Below are 16912 nucleotides of genomic sequence, written 5' to 3' on the forward strand. Positions count from 1 at the left end.
GTTCCGGTGCGGCGCGGAACCGTTCGGACGGGCTCGGAGGGTGATCCAACAGCCCGCCACAAATGACGTGCGGGCTGTTCGGCGGACCTTGTAGTGTCGCGCTGCGGGGCGGCTCCGAAGCGTGCTTCCTTCTCAACTCTTCCAATGAATCAGCGCGTTCACTTTCCGCCCCGCACCTCTTCGCAACCCGACGCGGTGGCGCGGTAGTTGCGCGCCCTCCTCGCGCCGTTCCGGGCGAGGAGGGGCCGACGATGCCACCACACACGCGCCCCGCGCAGCCGCCGGCCGAGCCGGTCGGCACCTTGCTGTCTGCCGGCCGACGCCGGGCAGGAGAGGAACGGCCATGACGACCACGACCACCCCGACGACCACATCCGGCCGCCGCAGCGTTGCCGCGGCACTCCTGGCACGTCGTGGAGCCGTCTACCTTCCCTCCCGGTCCGGTCGGCCCACGGTGGACACCCTTGCCGGCCTGGCACTTCTCGATGCCGACCTGCTGGACCGCGGCTACCTCCTGTCGGCCGCGCTGCGCCACGCCCTGGCCGCCCTCGATGCGAAGACGCTCGCCGCCGAGGGCCGGGCCGTGCTCGCGGACATCGACCGTGCGCTGGGGGCGGACCGGCCCCACGTCCCGCTGTTCCGCACCTTCCCGGAGAGCACCCCGGAGGACACCTTCGTCTTCTACGTCGACCGCGTCCTGACCCTCCTCTTCCAGGCGCCTGAGCAGCCGTGCGTGCTGTGCGGAACCGACAGCACCGTGCACGCCGTCTCCCCGTGCGCCCACCTCGTATGCCGGAGCTGCTTCGACGGATCCGACCTTTCGGCCTGCCCCGTCTGCCACCGCCGGATCGACGCCGACGACCCGTTCCTCCGCCCCGGGCGGCCCCGCCAGGCCGCCCGGAGCGACCGCGCACTGCCGGACCGGCTCCGTGTCCTCGGCCACGGCGGTGATCCCAATGCCCGTACCACGGACGCCGGGCACGAGCTGGCCGTCCTGCTCGCCCGTCCTACGGCCCTGAGCCCGCAGGACACGGACGATCTCGCTCTGTTCCTGGACACCCGGACCCGCAGGGACCTCTCCTGGATCCCCAGGACGATCCCGGGCCGGGAGACGAAGGCCCGTACGCTCGCCTGGCTCCTTGCCGACCCATCCGCCCACCACGTGACGATCCCGGCCGCCACGGCCCTGACGGACACCGCGACCGACGTCCTGCGTCTGCTGGTCGTCCGGTCCGGTGGCGACGCAGGATTGGTCACCGTCCCGCGCTTCACCGCCGTACCGCGCCCCCTTCGCCGCGCGCTGCTCTCGATCCTCGACGGCCTGGACGTCTCGCTCGTCGCCGAGGACATGCGACGGCACACCACGGCGTGGAAGCACGCCGCGGAGCGCCTGCACCCCTTCGAGCACGCGAGCCGCTACCCGAACGCCGCGCTCGCCTTCGCCGCGCTCCGCGACTTCCGCCTCACCGGAGACTCCCTTTCCGTACGGCTGCGCAGGGCGGCGGACGACGTTCCGGCGGCGACGACGGCCGACGCGAAGGTCTCCGTCACCCCGTGGGCGTCCGGCGTCGAGTCCGCACTGGCCCGAGCCGACATCCCGCGCGCGCTCACGCTGCTCGCACAGCGTCCGGGCGAACTCCTGCGGCGACTGGACCACTTGCTGCGTACGGCCGACGCGGCGGACGTCGACCTGGTGCTGATCGCGCTCGAACGGGTCGCCCACCGGGTGGCCCCGGCCGTCCTGCTCTCCGCGCTCGGCGCGATCCGCACCCGCGCACGCGAGGGGTCGGAGCGCGTGTTCTTCCCGAAGGGCGGAAGCGCGAAGGCGCACATCGTCGACGACGAACGCGTCCCGCTGCCCGCCACCGTCGTCGAGCGTGCCGGAGCCGTCCTCACCGGGGAGATCCTGCGACGGGCCGGCCGGCTGGACCGGGTGGGTGTCGCCGTGATCGACGCGGCACTCGACGGTGTGGTCGCACCGTTCGGCGAGCGCACCGCGTCGCGCGCCCTGCTCACCCTGCCGCGAGGCAGTGAACTGGCTGTTCCCGACGGGCGGACGCTCCGCCTCTTCCTGCACTGGATGGAGAGCGAGACCTCCGGCACGACCGACCTGGACCTCTCCGTCGCGATGTTCGACAGTACGTGGCGGCACGTCGGCACCTGCGACTACACCAGCCTGCGTTTCGCACGCTCCGCAGCCGTGCACTCGGGTGACCTGACCAGCGCACCCGCGCCCGGGGGAGCGAGCGAGTTCGTCGACCTGGACATGACCGCGCTGGCCGCCGCGGGCGTGCGCCACCTCGTGACCCTCGTCTACGCCTTCAACAACGTCGCCTTCGGTGACCTCGACGAGGCGTTCGCCGGACTCATGGTCCGTGACGCGCCCGGATCCACCGGACCCGCCTTCGACCCCCGGCAGGTCGAGCAGCGCTTCGACCTCACCGGCCAGGTGAGGGCGAGCATTCCGATGGTCGTCGACGTCGCCGCCCGGACCCTGCGGTGGCTCGACATCGCCCAGGGAGTCACCGGAACCCATCACGCGGTCCACCGCTACGCCGATGACCTCGCCACCCTCGGTCAGGGCCTGACCAACCTCTTCACGTCCGGCGCGCGCGTCGGCCTCGGCGAGCTCGCCACCTGGCAGGCCGCGGCGCGGGCCGACGCCGTGATCGTGCGCCACACCGACGGCTCGCGGAGCACGTACCGACGCCACGCGGGGGAGACCACCGCGACCTTCGCCGGCCGTATCGGCACCCCGGCGACCGACGACGAGCCGGGCCTGGACGTCACGCAGGCGACGCTCGCCTTCCTGCTGCGGGGAGACATCTCCCTGCCGGAGAAGAGCGAGGTCTTCGCCCTGTACCCGGCCGGCCTCGTCGCGGCCGACGTACGTCTCGTCGCGGCATCGGACCTGGCGACGTCGCTCGCCTGAGCACGGGCGAACCGGTCCGGTCGGCTCCCGTCCGGACCGGCTCGGACACGTCGTCAGGGCAGTCCGGCTCGACGGCTTTCCGCTCGGCGCCGCTCCGAACCGGGCACGGCGCGCCCGCCGGCCCGGGGGCCCGTGACCTCGCGACTCTCCTGGAACGGATCATCGCGCGACACTCGCACCGGTAGCCCGGGTCCCGCCGGAATATCTCAGGGGCGATTGTCGGAGGTCCCCCTTACTCTGTGTCTCAGTTCGCGATCTATGAGGGGGGGTACCTCGAGGTCGCCTGTTCAGCGACGACTGCTCACGAGGTGATGCACCATGACTTCCGCCATCCAGGGCGAAGAGACGGCACCTGACGTCAACAGCTTCCAGGTCGACCTGCGGGGGCTGGTCGACCTGCTGTCCCACCATCTCTACTCCAGTCCCCGGGTGTACGTCCGCGAGCTGCTGCAGAACGCCGTGGACGCGGTCACCGCCCGTCAGGCCCTCGACCCGGCCGCGCACATCCACATCCGGCTCCACGCGGCCGGTGGCACGGTGTCCATCGAGGACAGCGGCATCGGTCTGACCTCCGACGAGGTCCACACCCTGCTCGCCACGATCGGCCGCAGTTCCAAGCGCGGTGGTGAGCACGGCCTGGAATCGGCCCGGCGCGAGTTCCTCGGCCAGTTCGGCATCGGCCTGCTCGCCTGCTTCGTGGTCGCGCGACGGATCAGAGTGGTCACGCGTTCCGCGCGCACCCCTGGTGCCTCCCCGGTGGAGTGGCTCGCCTCCGACGACGGTTCGTACACCGTCCGGGTACTGCCCGACGAAGCCCGCACCGAGCCCGGCACCACCGTGTACCTGGAGGCGCGCCCCGGTTCCGGGGAGTGGATGGAGCCCGCCCGCGTCGAGGAACTCGCCCGCGACTTCGGCTCCCTGCTCCCGTACGACATCACCTTCGCCGACGCGGACGGCAACGAGCGCCCGGTCACCGACCGCCCCGCCGTCTGGGACCGCACCTACCCGACCCCAGCCTCCCGCCGCGTGGCGCTCGCCGGGCACTGCACCCGTGTCTTCGGGTTCACCCCGCTCGACACGATCGACCTCGACCTGCCGGTCGCCGGAGTGCGAGGAGTGGCGTATGTACTCCCCGAGCCGACCAGCCCCGCGCACACGGCCGGGCACCGCACCTACCTCAAGGGCATGCTGCTCACCGATCACGCGAGCAACCTGCTGCCCGACTGGGCCTTCTTCGTACGTGCCGTGGTGGACACGGACTCGCTGCGCCCCACCGCCTCCCGCGAGAACCTCTACGACGACGAGACGCTCGCCGCCGTGCGCGACGCACTCGGTGTCCGGATCCGGCAGTGGCTGACCGAGCTGGCGGCAGGTGACCCGCAGCGGCTCGCGGGCTTCCTGCGGGTCCACCACCTCGGCGTGAAGTCCCTGGCACGCCACGACAAGGAGCTCTTCGAGCTCATGCTGCCCTGGCTGCCCTTCGAGACCAGCGACGGGAGCGTCGGCCTGGAGGAGTTCGCCGCCGCGCACGACGAGATCCACTTCACCCGGACCGTGGAGGAGTTCCGGCAGATCGCCCCGATCGCCGCCGCCCACGGCCTCGGCGTCGTCAACGCCGGGTACACCTACGATGCCGAGCTGCTCGCGCTGCTGCCCGCCATCCGGCCCGGCGTGAAGGTCACCGAACTCGACGCCGGAGCCGTCACCGACCGGCTGGACCCGGTCTCCACGACCGCCGAGCTGGCCCTCGCGTCCTTCCTCGCCACGGCCCGGACCCGCCTGGACCCGCACGCGTGCGATGTGGCGCTGCGCGCGTTCCAGCCGGTGAGCGTGCCCGCGCTGTTCCTGGACGACCGCCAGGCCCGGCACGAGCGGGACCGCGCCACCGCCCAGGAGAACGCCGACTCCCTGTGGAACGACATCCTCGGCTCCCTGCGCGGCTCCGCGCCCCGGGCACGGCTGGTCCTGAACCACAACAACCCGCTGATCCGCCGGATCGCCGGCCTGCCCGACGAGGACCTCACCGGAACCGCCGTCGAGTCGCTGTACGGCCAGGCCCTCCTGATGTCGCAACGGCCCCTGCGCCCGGCCGACTCCACCCTGCTCAACCGTGCCTTCCTCGGGCTTCTGGAATGGGCGACCCACTCGAACCCCCAGGAGAACCAGAAGTGACCACCATGACCCCCGACGAGATCCGTCGCGAGATGTTCGAGAACGCGCAGGCGCCCTACGGGACGGCCCGGAACGCCCACGCGGAGGCACTCGGCGCGGCTGCCGAGGCCACCGGAGATCCGGAGCTGTTCCGCCGTTCGCTCGTCGTCATGATCGAGGCGTACGAATACAGCGCCGAGCGCACCAAGATGGTCGTACCCTTCGCCCGGCTGCTCCAGGAGTACGACCGCGACCCGGGCGCCTTCTCCTCCTCCGAAGTCCACAACCTGTTCTGGCGCTTCAAGTGGGTGTCCGGGAGAATCGTCGAGTCCCCGGAGATCCCGCTCACCGCCGTGGACGGCTGGCTGAAGGACATGGAACGCCGCTACCGACTGGCCGGCTACAGCGAACGTGCCGTGCGGCAGTCCGAGTTCTACCTGGCCGACGCGATCGGTGACCAGGCCCGGATGGAGCGCGCCATCAACGGCTGGGCGGCGGCCGAGCGGGACCGCATGAGCGACTGCCATGCCTGCGAGGTCAACACCCAGGGCTGGTACTGGGCACGCAAGGGCGACGACGCGAAGGCGGTCGACGTCTGGGACCAGGTGCTCACCGGCGGCCTCCGCTGCATGGAGGAGCCCCACCGGGTGCTCGCCCGGGCCCTGCTCCCGCTCGCCCGCCTGGGCCGCACCGACGAGGCCCGTACGTACCACTTGCGCGGATACCGCATGGTGCGCGGCAAGGAGAGTCTGCTCCGTTCGGTCGGCGAACACATCGAGTTCTGCGCCCTCACCGGGAACGAGTCGCGCGGCCTGGAGATCCTCGCCGAACACGCAGGGCACCTCGGCGCGCTCGCGGATGTCGAATCGCAGATGGAGTTCACCGGGGGAGTCCTCGTCCTGCTGCGCCGGCTCATGGAGCTCGGACACGAGGACGGCGCCACCGTCTCCTACCGGGGCACGAACCGTACCGTGAAGGAACTGCACGAGCTGCTCTACGCCGAAGCCACGGACATCGCCGCCCTCTTCGACGCGCGCAACGGAACGTCGCTCGTCTCCCAGCGCCTGGTCGACCGGATCGGACAGCAGCCCCTGGTCGGGTCGCTCGCTCTGGGCGTGCGCAGCGCGCAGCTGCCGTCCGTAGCCGCCTCTTCCCGGGCCGCAGCGCCTCACACCGCGGCGCGCGGGACCGAAGACGGCGGTGCGGACGAGGACTTCAGCACCCTCCTCGACCGTGCCCGGACGGCCCGGCGTCAGGGACATCCCTCCGCCGAAGGGCTGTGGGCGCAGGTGGCCCTGCTCGCCGGGACGGGAGAGAAGGGCGTGGGCGGCACGGACCTCGCCGACCCGGCGCTGGCCGGAGACCTGCTCGTGCACCGGGCCACGGCCGCGGTGACCGCCGCGGACCCGACGGCCCGCTCCCTGTACGCCGAGGCTGCCGTGTCCTATCGGACGGCCGGACAGCACAGCCTGGCGGCCCGCGCACACCTGGCCATCGCGGGATGTGCGACCCAGTTCGACGCCGAGCCCGCCGAGATACGGGACCTGCTCGCCGTCGCCCGGCGGTCGGCGCAGGCGCTGGAGGAGACCGAACCGGAGCGCCTCCGCCGGCTCCTGGGCGCCGAACTCACCACCCTCCGTATCGAGTCCCACCTGCGCGAGCGTGCGACGACCGAGCCGGAATCGCCCGTGGACACACGTCTGGTGGCCGAGCTGGAAGGCTTCGTCGCCACGTACGGAGACGAGCCTGCGGCCCGGACGGCCGGTCCGGGGAGTGTGGCCGACCTCGTCGCGGACAGCGAACTCCTCCTGGCGAAGCTGGCTCTCGCGGTCGACGGACTCGACCGCTCGATGCCCCTGCTCACCTCGGCCGCGGATCGCCTCCTGGCGGCTGAGCAGCCCTGGGACGCGGTGGAACCACTGTCCATCCGGGCGAGCGTCCTGGCCGCGCACGGAGACCTGGAGGCCGCGGAGACCACCGCGCGTACGGCGCTGGGTCATGCCGCCGAACTGTCCGAGGGCGCCGATCAGGCCGCTGTACGGATGACCCTCGCGGACATCCTGCTCCGCCGGGGCGACCGTGCCGAGGAGGCGGCCGTGCACGCCCTCGACGCGACGCACTGGCTCGACCAGGCCGGACTGGCGGCAACCACGGGGGCCCGGGCCAGGCTGATGCTGGCCCAGGCGTACGCGGCTGCCGAGCGCACCGTCGAGGCCGCGGAGGTGCTCCAGTCGGCCCTGGCGGACCTGGTGGAGCTCGACGAGGGGGTCGGCGTAGAGGCCAGGGAACTGCTCGGTGGTCTCCTCCGGGACCTGCGCGATCCGCGTGCCGCGGCCGAGCAGTACCTGCTTGCGGCGGAGACCGTCAAGGGCTGGGGCGAGCCCCGGTTCGAGGCCGGTTTCGCCCATTCGGCCGCCGAGGCACTCGCCGCAGCGCAGCTGCACGGTGAGGCCGAGGCCGCTTACAGGCGGTCCCTGGAGCTGTGGCAGCGCATCGGGGGAAACCCGGTGGCGGAGGTGCGGGTGCTGCGCTCGCTGGCGTGGCTGGCCGCGGAGGACGAGCAGCCGGACGGCGGGCTCGCCCGCGCGCGTCAGCTGATGGAGCAGGCGGCGTCGGTCGTCGAGGGCGCCGAAGAGCCTGCGATGCGCTACGAGTTGGCGCAGACCTGGCAGCAGTCCGCCCAGCTCCTTCAGAACGCCCTCTACGAGAGCGAGAGCGAGAGCGAGGGCGACGGCGACGACAAGGGTGAAGCGGAGTCCTCGGCGCAGGCGCGCGCCACCAAGGAGCAGATGGTCCGCCTCCTCGACCAGGCCGCCACGCTGTACCGGGAGTTCGGAGCGGACGTCATCGGCGAGCGCTTCCAGTGTGTGGCCCAAGCGGCGTGGGCGGAGCAGGAAATGGGCCGTACGGACAGTGGAATCGCCCGGGCCACCGCGCTTCTCGAGGACAGCGCCGCGTGGGAAGGACCCGAGGCAACCACGGCGCGGGCTCGGGCGGAGAGGCTGATCGAGCAGCTGAGCGAGAGGCCCTAGGCTCTCCAGGCCCCGGCTGACCGAGGGCTCGTCTCCCCGCCGCGGCGGGGAGACGAGCCCTCCTCACGCTCGGACTACCAGATCGCTTCGACCCACTCGGGGTGGTCGATGAACGGGTTGCGGTTCTTCTGGTAGGTGTCGTAGATGACCTGGTTGCGCTTCTCCTCGAAGGCGCTCGGCGGGTCCTGCTCGTTCCACTGCTTAAGGACGGACAGGCGGCCGTGGTAGGGGACGCTGCCGTTGGAGACCGAATCGTTGGGCTCCAGATCGGCCCAGGCGTCGTCGCCCTCGTAGCGGACGGCCATGTACAGAATCATGCGGGCCACGTCCCCCTTGTCCGCGTTGCGCGGCTCGAAGGAGTTGGTGTCCGTGTAGCTGCCGGAAGCGCCACTGACCGCGCTGCCGCCGAGGTCGAAGTCCTTGTTGCCGCGGATGCTGTTGACCTGTACGTCCGCGGGGCGCAGGTGGTGGAGATCGGTGCCGGGACCGGCCGAGGTGCCGAAGTTGCCGTGCGACTGGGCCCAGACGTGCTCACGGTTCCAGTCGCCGACATCGCCGCCGTTGAGGCTCTTGCTGCGCGAAGTGCCGCTGTACAGCAGGATTACGTTGGCGCTGTTGTTCGGGTCCTGGTCGGTGACCTTCAGCGCGTTCCAGACCGCGTCGTACGAGATCTTGGTCTGGGGGGTGATGATCGTGTGCAGTGAGGACTTGAGGCTCGTACCGGTCTTGCCGATCGCGTTCTTGTAGTACGTGCTGTCGTACGCCGTGGTCGTGGCGCTCGCGGGACTCGCGGCGACCGTCGGAAGGGTGAGGCCGAGGAGGACGGTGGATATGGCTGCCGCCAACACCTTCCATCTGCCTATCTGCGCAACGGACATGGGGGTGCCCTTTCCCGGGGACGTAACGCGACGGAACGCAACATCTGGCTCAACTAGGCCGCGTTCTACGCGTGTTGACTTTTGGTCACCGGGAGCATGGCACGCGGCGGCGGCAGGTCGCGTAACCGGGAGAAGGCTTTTCCGTGACGTTCTCGCATACGACGCAGCCGCGCGAGTGGGGCTGGGGAGGAGGCGACCGCCCTGTTCACCCGCCCTGTTCGCCCGCCCAGGGGAGCTGCTGGCGGCTATCCTCGCTCGGATGCTCGGCGTCCACGCCCAGGTCGCCGTCCCGTGGGCCAAGCAATCCGCCCCGCGACCGGGCCGCCCATGCCGTCCAGCCGACCGCCGCCATCAGCGGTGGTCATGAACTCGGAGGAGCCCGCCCATGACGCCCACACCTCGATGGAGACAGCTTCTTGACGAGCGGCTCACCGAAGCGGTCAACATGCTCGGCGCCGTCCCCGGCATGCACGGCCTGATCGTCGGCGGCAGTCTCGGACGCGGTGAGCCGTGGCCGATGTCCGACATCGATCTCCTGCCTGTCTACGTCTCCACCATGGAGCCGGCGCAGCAGATGGAAGAGCGCCGCAACGAACTCGTCGACTGGTGGGCCGCCTCCGGACATGCGCAGACCCTCGACACCGGCTGGGTCGCCTTCACCACCCAGGAACTGCGCGACGCACTCGCGGCAGGACCGGAGGGCATCGCGCAGCGCATGCAGGATCCACGCTGGTTCCACGGCCTGGACAAGGCGTACGGCGGGCACGCGGCCTCCAACGACGACAAGCTGACTGCCGAGTTCACCCAGTGGGCCACGCAGATCCGATTTCATCCCGCAGTCGTCGCAGCCCGCCTTGAGCGCTGGCGTCACGACGCGCACCAGGCCGCAGCCGAGGCCGCCCGCCTCCGCGACAGTGACCTGCGGCGCGCTACCCAACAACTGCGAGCAGCCGCCCGCGCGCTGCGGCTGGTCTGCATTGAATCCTGGGGAGAGCGCCTTGGATCCATGGGGCGTGAATGGACCCGATTCGCGCGTATCGCGGAACGACATGACGCCCATCGCCTCGCCGCCCGGATCGCCACGATCGCCGGAGCGGACCCCCAAGAGGCAGCCGACCGCGCCAAGACAGCGCCGGCCTGGCTTCAGGAACGCATCGAACTCAGCCAGCGCGCACGGCACATGGTGGGGGAGGACGTCACCGTCGAGGAGAACGCCCGCGACCAGCTGGCCGCATTCACCGTCCACGTCACGCGGCACCGACCCGACCTCGACGGTGCCTGGACCGCCAGCCCCGACCTCGCATTCGACGAGCACCTCGCCGAGCTTCAGGAGCTCCTCGCCCGACACGGCTGAACGCACCGTGGCCCGGGACCAGTTCCGTCCATTCTCGAACCCGGCGGCCCGTAGCGCCGCCCCAGCGGGCTCGGGCCGGGGTCAACAGGTACGGAACCAGCCCTGCCGTCGCCGCCCGCTGGAGTGTGCCCGTCCGGCGGGCGATTCATGTTCTGCGGAACGGGCCGGGAAGCCGGAGGAAGTCGTGATCGCCGGGTATGACGGCATCGAACGGGCCAGCGGCTTGGAGGACAACGTCCAAGGCCCGCTGCGGGTCGGAGGCGTACATGCCGCTCGCCCAGGCGGCGTTGGCTTCGATCACCGACCAGCGCCCGTCGGCCATGCCCACGTCCACGACGATGGCGGAGGGCAGCGTGTCCCGGCACTCGGCGAGCAACTCCGTTCCGAAGGCTGCCGCGTCCTTGTGCAGCGGTCCAGGACTCAGCCGCCCGCGCTGAGCGTACTGACTGCCGGTGTGCACGGTGCCGTTGAGCAGGTACAGCCGGTACTCCGTGACGAACTCCACCACATCGCTGATGAGCACGGGCATGTGCGGATCCACCGAGTCCGGGCCCGGCAACCGTGACCCGTCGGTGTAGACGAGTGCCGGAATCTGTTTGTCGTTAGGAGACTTGACGAACGCGGGCCGGCGCAGGTCATAAGCGTCACGGATCGGCCCGAAGGTGATCTCACGGCCGGTGAACTCCCGGGGCAAACGGGCCAGCCAATCCTCTGGTGCCTGCAGAAGGGCGATGTTCAGAGCAGGTGCCACGATGTCCGCGAAGCCGGGCCCGGCATGTAGATGCTCGGCGCGGACATCGGCCGGAACGGTCGACGTGGACAGGTGCACTGTCCGCAGGCCGCGACGGCGGGCGGCATCACGCAGAGCCTCCGCCGAGGCGGTGAGACGGGGTGGCAGAAGGAGAGTCACAACACCGAGCATCGCTCACGTCCAGCGGTCGGCACACCTGATATTGCCCCCAGCACCGGCCCGCAGGGGCGGCCACCGACTCCGCCGCGCACGCTGTGGCACGAGAAATCCACCGTCCCGACAAACGGCGGGCGCCATCCAGACCCTCGTCGCGAGGCGGACGTCGACCGCACCGCGCGCCTGTTCAGACGTCTCCTGCCTGCGGGCTCGCTCGCTTGAGCACGTCGTATCCGACAAAGCTGAACATGCTCATGCCGGTGACGAGGGGCTGTGGTTCGCCGGTGAAGCGGTGCACACCGACGCCGAAGCCCGCATCCGGATCCGACAGCCACCGCAGCTCGAACCCACGCCCCTCGAACCACTCACAGATCAGCGGCACCCGGTCGGGAGCGGCACGGTGACGGGTCCAGATGACGGCGCCGCCGGTCCGGCACAGTTGGGCGCACGAGTCGATCGTGCGCTCGATGTCCTCGTCGGCGATATTGCCGAACACTCCACAGACCAGCACGAGGTCGGCCGGCGCCATGCCGGCGTAGTGATCGGTGAGCGAGGCATCCGCCGTCACCACGTCCACGTGGTCCAGGCCGGCCGATCGAGCCGTCTCCTCAGCGAAGGCGGAATTCCGTGGGTCCAACTCGACCAGACGCGCACGCACGTCCTCGCGGCGGGGATGGTCGGCCAACACCTCCAGCAGATCACGCCCCTGGCCGGCGCACAGGCTGATCACTCGCAGGGGGCCGGACGGGCTGCTGTCCAAGACGGCCCGGATCTGCGTCTGAACTGCCGTCAGTCGATGGGTCATCCACGAGTCGGGACGATCGTATTGGTCATGCCAAGTTCGCCAGTCCATAGCGGAACCCTAGGGCGAAGGCACTCGCCGGGCGACTCAATTCGGATCACCTCACATGAGGGTGGCCAGGGCCCTCACTGAGCGTCCACTGGGGTCTGCTCCAGCTGTGCCTGCAGACTCATGTGCCTTCGACGCCAGCGCAAGCCGTCCTGAGGCGATCCAGAGGTCACGTCAGAACGATCGGGTTGGTGAGAGCGGCCATATGGCCATGCGGATGGCGTACCTCGATCCGGACGAACGCCGAGTCCTGCGATGTCGTGAGCCACTCGATGGTGCCCACGCCAGAGTCCGGCAGCGTTTCGCAGTGGGTTTCGCCCCGGTCGGTGTGGAAGCCGACGGTCGCCGAGTGGACACCGCGTACGTGCGCGCGCACCGTGACAGGTTCCCCGTGGGTTGCCAGCCGTTCGCCGATCCCTGCTGTGCGGCCGGCGGTGACGGCCGTGACCGACAGGTCGACGGCAGCCGACTCGGCGATCCAACTGCGGCCCGCACGGATTGCGGCGAGGACGGCCGGCGTGCTCAGATCCTCGGCGAACACGACGGTGTGCGGGATGCCTATCTGACCCTTGAGGTGGGTATCGCTGTTGCCCATGGCCGGTTGCCAGCGCCCCTCGTGTATTCCTTGCGCCAGGTCTTGTCCCCACTCGGCGAGGGCGGCCTCGTTGTCGGCGTTCCACGGGCGGTCCGACGTCCACAGCCCGTTCCATACCTCGATCACATCGAGATCCTCACAGGGGTACATGAAGCTGCCTGAGGGGTAGGGCGCGTGCGGATGCGCGGCCACGCACAGTCCACCGGACTCGCGGACCTGGCCCAGACATCGGTCGATGGCCGGGTCCCCCGCGCGATAGTCCCAGTCGATCACCTGCCCCGGGGCAATGCCGAGAGCGAGCCAGTGCCCGGTCCTGGTCGTCACCTCCTCACCTAGGAGGATCAAGAAGTCATCTGAGGCATGGCGCCCCCAGGAGCTGTGCCCGTGCGCGGAGTTGTGCTCCGTGGTGGCGATGAAGTCGAGTCCTGCTGTGCTGGCGTCGGCTGCCAACTGCTCAGGAGTCAGCTCACCGTCTGAATACACGGAGTGGATGTGGCAGTCTCCGCGATACCAGTCGGCTCCTCGGCCACGTGCTTGAAGAGGCGGGAATCCCGAGTCCGGCATCGCTCTCCTTGTCGCAGGACGTCCCAACAGCCGAAACAACGAGCACAGTCGGCACAGCGTTCCCGGCGGACCTGCCCCGGCGTGCACAGCGGGGCTGTCCGAAGCGCGGGCAGTGAGGCTTCTCAACGAAATGGTCTCGTGGGGTGACTCGGCCCAGGGGACCCGGCGAGCCGCGATGAGTCCTGGGGCGTCCGACGCTCATACTGTCGAACCCGCTACCGAGGAGGACTTCTGATGCGCAGCGTGACCTATTCGATGGGCGTTTCACTCGACGGATACATCGTCGGGCCGGACGGCGGCTTCGAATGGACGGCCCCCGACGAGGAGGTCTTCCGCTTCTGGATCGACGAGATTCGACAGGTCGGCGTCCACCTCTTGGGACGACGGCTGTACGAGACGATGCTGTACTGGGAGACCGCCGACCAGGATCCAACGCTCGACGCCCCCACGCGTGAGTGGATCGCGCTCTGGAAGCCGCTCCCCAAAGTGGTGTTCTCCACCACGCTGTCGGCGGTGCAGGGCAATGCCCGCCTGGTCTCCGGCGGCCTGGCGGAGGAGATCGAGCGGCTGCGAGCCGAGCCGGGGGAGGGCGACATCGCGATCGGCGGCGCGACTCTCGCTGCCGAGGCGGCCGCGTCGGGTCTGATCGACGAGTACCAGGCCATCGTCCACCCGGTGCTGGTTGGCGGTGGCATTCCCTTCTTTCCCCGGGACGAGCGCCGGGTGGATCTCGAACTCGTCGAGACACGCACCTTCAACTCGAAATTCGTCTACCTCCGCTACCGCGTGGCGCGCTAGTACTCCAGCCGTAGATCGTGATTTTGCTGGTTGGGGCCGGTTCCGGGTATGCGTACGGCCACCAGTGATCATCGGTGTGTGAAGACAGAAGAACAACTGATGGCCGCAGTGCACGGCATAGATACCGCCCGCTGGCGGGAGACGTTCGAAGTCCTGATGGGCCGGATCGCCTCCCGGTTCGCACGGGTGGAACCGCGCCGGGAAGCAAGGGAGTTCGTCCTCGGCCTGCTGGCGGGCCTGCCACGCAAAAACTGCTGGACGCTGGCCGAGCACGCCGGCCATGCCAGCCCCGACCGGCTGCAGCACCTGCTCGCGCGGGCGAAATGGGACGCGGACGCTGTCCGTGACGATCTGCGCGGCTTCGTCGTCGACCACCTCGGCACAGGAGACGTCGTCCTGGTGGTCGATGAGACCGGTGACCTGAAGAAGGGCACGCACACGGTCGGGGTCCAGCGCCAGTACACTGGCACCGCCCGGCGCGCCGAGAACAGCCAGGTCGCTGTTTACCTCGCCTATTCCACCCCGCAAGGTCATGCCGCGATCGACCGGGAACTCTACGTGCCCCGCTCCTGGACCGACGACCCCGACCGGTGCCGGGCCGCCGGCATTCCCGAGGATCACACCTTCGCGAGGAAGCCCCAGCTCGCCGCCCGCATGATCGACCGGGCCCTGGCCGGCGGGATCACCGCGGCCTGGGTCACCGGCGACGAGGCATACGGCGATAACACGCCCCTGCGTGACACCCTCGAACAACGCGGCCAGGCATACGCCCTCGCCGTAGCCCGTAACCACCGCGTCACCACCCGCGCCGGACAGATCCGCGCCAATGACCTGGTGAAGAAGATCCCGAAGTGGGCCTGGCAGAAGCTCTCCGCCGGAGCTGGCGCCAAGGGCCACCGCCACTACGACTGGGCCCTGGCCATGATCGAGGACGGGCGGCGCGGACACCGGCACCTGCTCGTCCGCCGCAACCGCCGCACCGGCGAACTCGCCTGCTACCGCTGCTACTCGACCACCAAGGCCCCGCTGGCCACCTTCGTCAGGGTTGCCGGGCGGCGGTGGACCATCGAGGAGACGTTCCAATCTCCAAGACCCTGGCCGGTCTCGACGAACACCAGGTCAGGCGCTGGACCTCGTGGCACCGCTGGGTCACCCTCGCCATGCTCGCCCATGCCTTCCTCGCCGCCGTCACAGCCGCCGAGCAGACCCTGGGCGAGACCCAGCACAAGCCAATTTCCACTGACCCGCAACGAGATCCAGCACCTGTTCACGACCCTTGTCGCACAGCCCCGGCACACCACCGGGCACCGACTCCGCTGTTCACACTGGCGCCGATGGCGCCAAGCCAGGGCCGATGCCTGCCACTACCAGCGGCAGGCCACCCAACCGACATGAAGATCAAGATCGGCTGGAGTGCTAGGAGCGGGTCCGGCACAGTTCCTGGTCCACAAGTGTGGTCATGGCCTGCTGAGTGTCTTGGCCGCCGTCACTGGTGACGTACACCACGGCGGTCCGGGTCCCGTCTCGGGTGGCGCCACCCCAGGTGAGATAGCCGAGCAGTTCACCCCGGTGACCGAAGTAGCTGCCGCCACAGGACAACGGGATCTCGGCCAGACCGAGTCCATACCTCACACCCAGCTCGGGCGCGGGCACGGTGGTCGTCATCTCGTCGAGTTGCGCCGGAGCCAGCAGACGGCCGCCGAGCAGCGCGGCGTAGAACCGGTTCAGGTCGTGCGCGGTACTGATGACCGATCCGGAGCCGACGGCCATACTCGAATTGAGCGCCGTGACGTCGATGCCATCGCCGGTGCCGGTGCCGAACGCGTAGCCCTGGGCGTGCGGGCCCGTGATGAACGGGAAGGTGCCGGGCGTACTGGTGTCTCTCAGCCCCAGTGGGCGGATGATCCGGTCGTTCACCTCTTGTGCCCAACTCCGGCCGGTGACCTTTTGGGTGATCATCGCGGCGAGAATGTAGTTGGTGTTGGAGTACGACCAGTCGGCGCTCGGGGAGGGTATGGGCGGGTGCTGCATCGCCAGCCCCACCAACTCCTCGGGGGTGTACGTGCGGAACCGCTCGGCTTGATAGCCGTCCGCGCTTTTCAACGCGGGTATGTCCAGCCCGTCGTCACTGATGCCGCTGGTGTGCTGCAGCAGCTGCCGCACGGTGATCTGCCTGCCGTCGTTGCCGTTGCCGTGGAGCACTCCCGGCAGCCACTGTTCGACGGTGTCCTCCAGGGACATTCGCCCCTCGCCGACGAGTTGCAGGACGACCGTGGCGGTGAAGCTCTTGGTCGCGCTGCCTATCCGAAATCTTCCATTCCGTGGCATCTGCCTCCTGGTGTCCCTCTCGGCCGTCCCGGCTCGCGCACTGTCACGTGTGTCCGGTGACGTCGCCTCGGCGGACACACCAACGGCTCCGGTGCCGTGGACCGCATCCACCTGCCGCTGGAGCGAATCGGCCTGCGGCGGCTTCGCCGCCGCCGTCCCGGTCGACGTGGCGAAGAGAACCGCGCCCAGGCTGCTCAGGACAAGCAGGTCCCGCCGACGCCTTCCTGACACATGCATGATGATCCCCGTCCTGTTCGGGTTGCTGCCTGCGTGTTCAGCGCTCAGGCTGTGGCCGCGGTGTTTCGCCCCCGGAGTCGGAGGTCGACGACCATCTCACCAGCGATGAAGGGATCGGCCCATCCGGCTCTCCCCCTGACGCTCCGATGCGTTGTCCTCAGGGCGGTGCTGGGGGTTAACCCCCGTAGGGACGCTGAGGCTTCTTCACCCCAGCCGGCCCCGACCAGCAAGATCACGATCTACGGCTGGAGTACTAGGCCATCCCTTCGGATCATCGGATTGGCCG

10 protein-coding genes and 1 pseudogene are annotated in these 16912 nt (G+C 69.6%); 6 read left to right on the top strand and 5 right to left on the bottom strand.

The annotated features are described in order from the left end of the window. Positions 1 to 343: 343 nt before the first annotated feature. The 3 genes from OG230_RS33330 (at position 344) to OG230_RS33340 (ending at position 8115) form a co-directional block, all read left to right on the top strand. Positions 344 to 2932: an MXAN_6230/SCO0854 family RING domain-containing protein gene (locus OG230_RS33330; RefSeq protein WP_328907483.1), complete on the top strand. Its 2589-nt coding sequence runs from the start codon at positions 344 to 346 to the stop codon at positions 2930 to 2932. A 318-nt stretch (positions 2933 to 3250) separates the two neighbouring features. Then, positions 3251 to 5104 carry an HSP90 family protein gene (locus tag OG230_RS33335; protein ID WP_328907484.1) on the top strand — a complete coding sequence of 618 codons (1854 nt, stop codon included), beginning with the start codon at positions 3251 to 3253 and terminating at the stop codon, positions 5102 to 5104. Then, a complete protein-coding gene (locus tag OG230_RS33340; RefSeq protein ID WP_328907485.1) occupies positions 5101 to 8115 on the top strand; it encodes a hypothetical protein in 3015 nt (1004 codons plus the stop codon). Before OG230_RS33335 ends, OG230_RS33340 begins: the two co-directional genes overlap by 4 nt. 74 nt (positions 8116 to 8189) lie before the next feature. On the opposite strand, the gene OG230_RS33345 is transcribed toward OG230_RS33340, so the two are convergent. Continuing rightward, the gene (locus tag OG230_RS33345; RefSeq protein ID WP_328907486.1) at positions 8190 to 8993 is read right to left on the bottom strand and encodes an endonuclease I family protein; all 804 of its coding nucleotides are present in this window, start codon (positions 8991 to 8993) and stop codon (positions 8190 to 8192) included. 385 nt (positions 8994 to 9378) lie between these two features. Here OG230_RS33345 and OG230_RS33350 point away from each other — a divergent pair, with 385 nt between their 5' ends. Next, positions 9379 to 10347 carry a nucleotidyltransferase domain-containing protein gene (locus OG230_RS33350; protein ID WP_328907487.1) on the top strand — a complete coding sequence of 323 codons (969 nt, stop codon included), beginning with the start codon at positions 9379 to 9381 and terminating at the stop codon, positions 10345 to 10347. A 145-nt stretch (positions 10348 to 10492) separates the two neighbouring features. Here the strand turns inward: OG230_RS33350 and OG230_RS33355 are convergent, their stop codons facing one another. The 3 genes from OG230_RS33355 to OG230_RS33365 form a co-directional block, all read right to left on the bottom strand. Then, a complete protein-coding gene (locus OG230_RS33355; RefSeq protein WP_443051440.1) occupies positions 10493 to 11269 on the bottom strand; it encodes an ATP-grasp domain-containing protein in 777 nt (258 codons plus the stop codon). A gap of 172 nt (positions 11270 to 11441) precedes the next feature. After that, positions 11442 to 12107, bottom strand: coding sequence for a class I SAM-dependent methyltransferase (locus tag OG230_RS33360; RefSeq protein ID WP_328907489.1), 666 nt, complete (start codon positions 12105 to 12107; stop codon positions 11442 to 11444). Positions 12108 to 12273: 166 nt separating this feature from the next. Then, positions 12274 to 13263 carry a CehA/McbA family metallohydrolase gene (locus tag OG230_RS33365; protein WP_328907490.1) on the bottom strand — a complete coding sequence of 330 codons (990 nt, stop codon included), beginning with the start codon at positions 13261 to 13263 and terminating at the stop codon, positions 12274 to 12276. 234 nt (positions 13264 to 13497) lie between these two features. On the opposite strand from OG230_RS33365, the gene OG230_RS33370 reads away from it, so the two are divergent. Together OG230_RS33370 and OG230_RS33375 are read left to right on the top strand one after the other, a co-directional pair. Then, the gene (locus OG230_RS33370) at positions 13498 to 14061 is read left to right on the top strand and encodes a dihydrofolate reductase family protein (RefSeq protein ID WP_328907491.1); all 564 of its coding nucleotides are present in this window, start codon (positions 13498 to 13500) and stop codon (positions 14059 to 14061) included. 156 nt (positions 14062 to 14217) lie between these two features. Then, positions 14218 to 15456, top strand: a pseudogene (locus OG230_RS33375) (IS701 family transposase). 21 nt (positions 15457 to 15477) lie between these two features. Here the strand turns inward: OG230_RS33375 and OG230_RS33380 are convergent. Continuing rightward, on the bottom strand, positions 15478 to 16626 hold the full coding sequence (locus tag OG230_RS33380; RefSeq protein ID WP_443051442.1) for a serine hydrolase domain-containing protein: 1149 nt from the start codon (positions 16624 to 16626) through the stop codon (positions 15478 to 15480). Positions 16627 to 16912 lie beyond the last annotated feature (286 nt).

Source organism: Streptomyces sp. NBC_00234 (assembly GCF_036195325.1).
Lineage (GTDB): Bacteria > Actinomycetota > Actinomycetes > Streptomycetales > Streptomycetaceae > Streptomyces.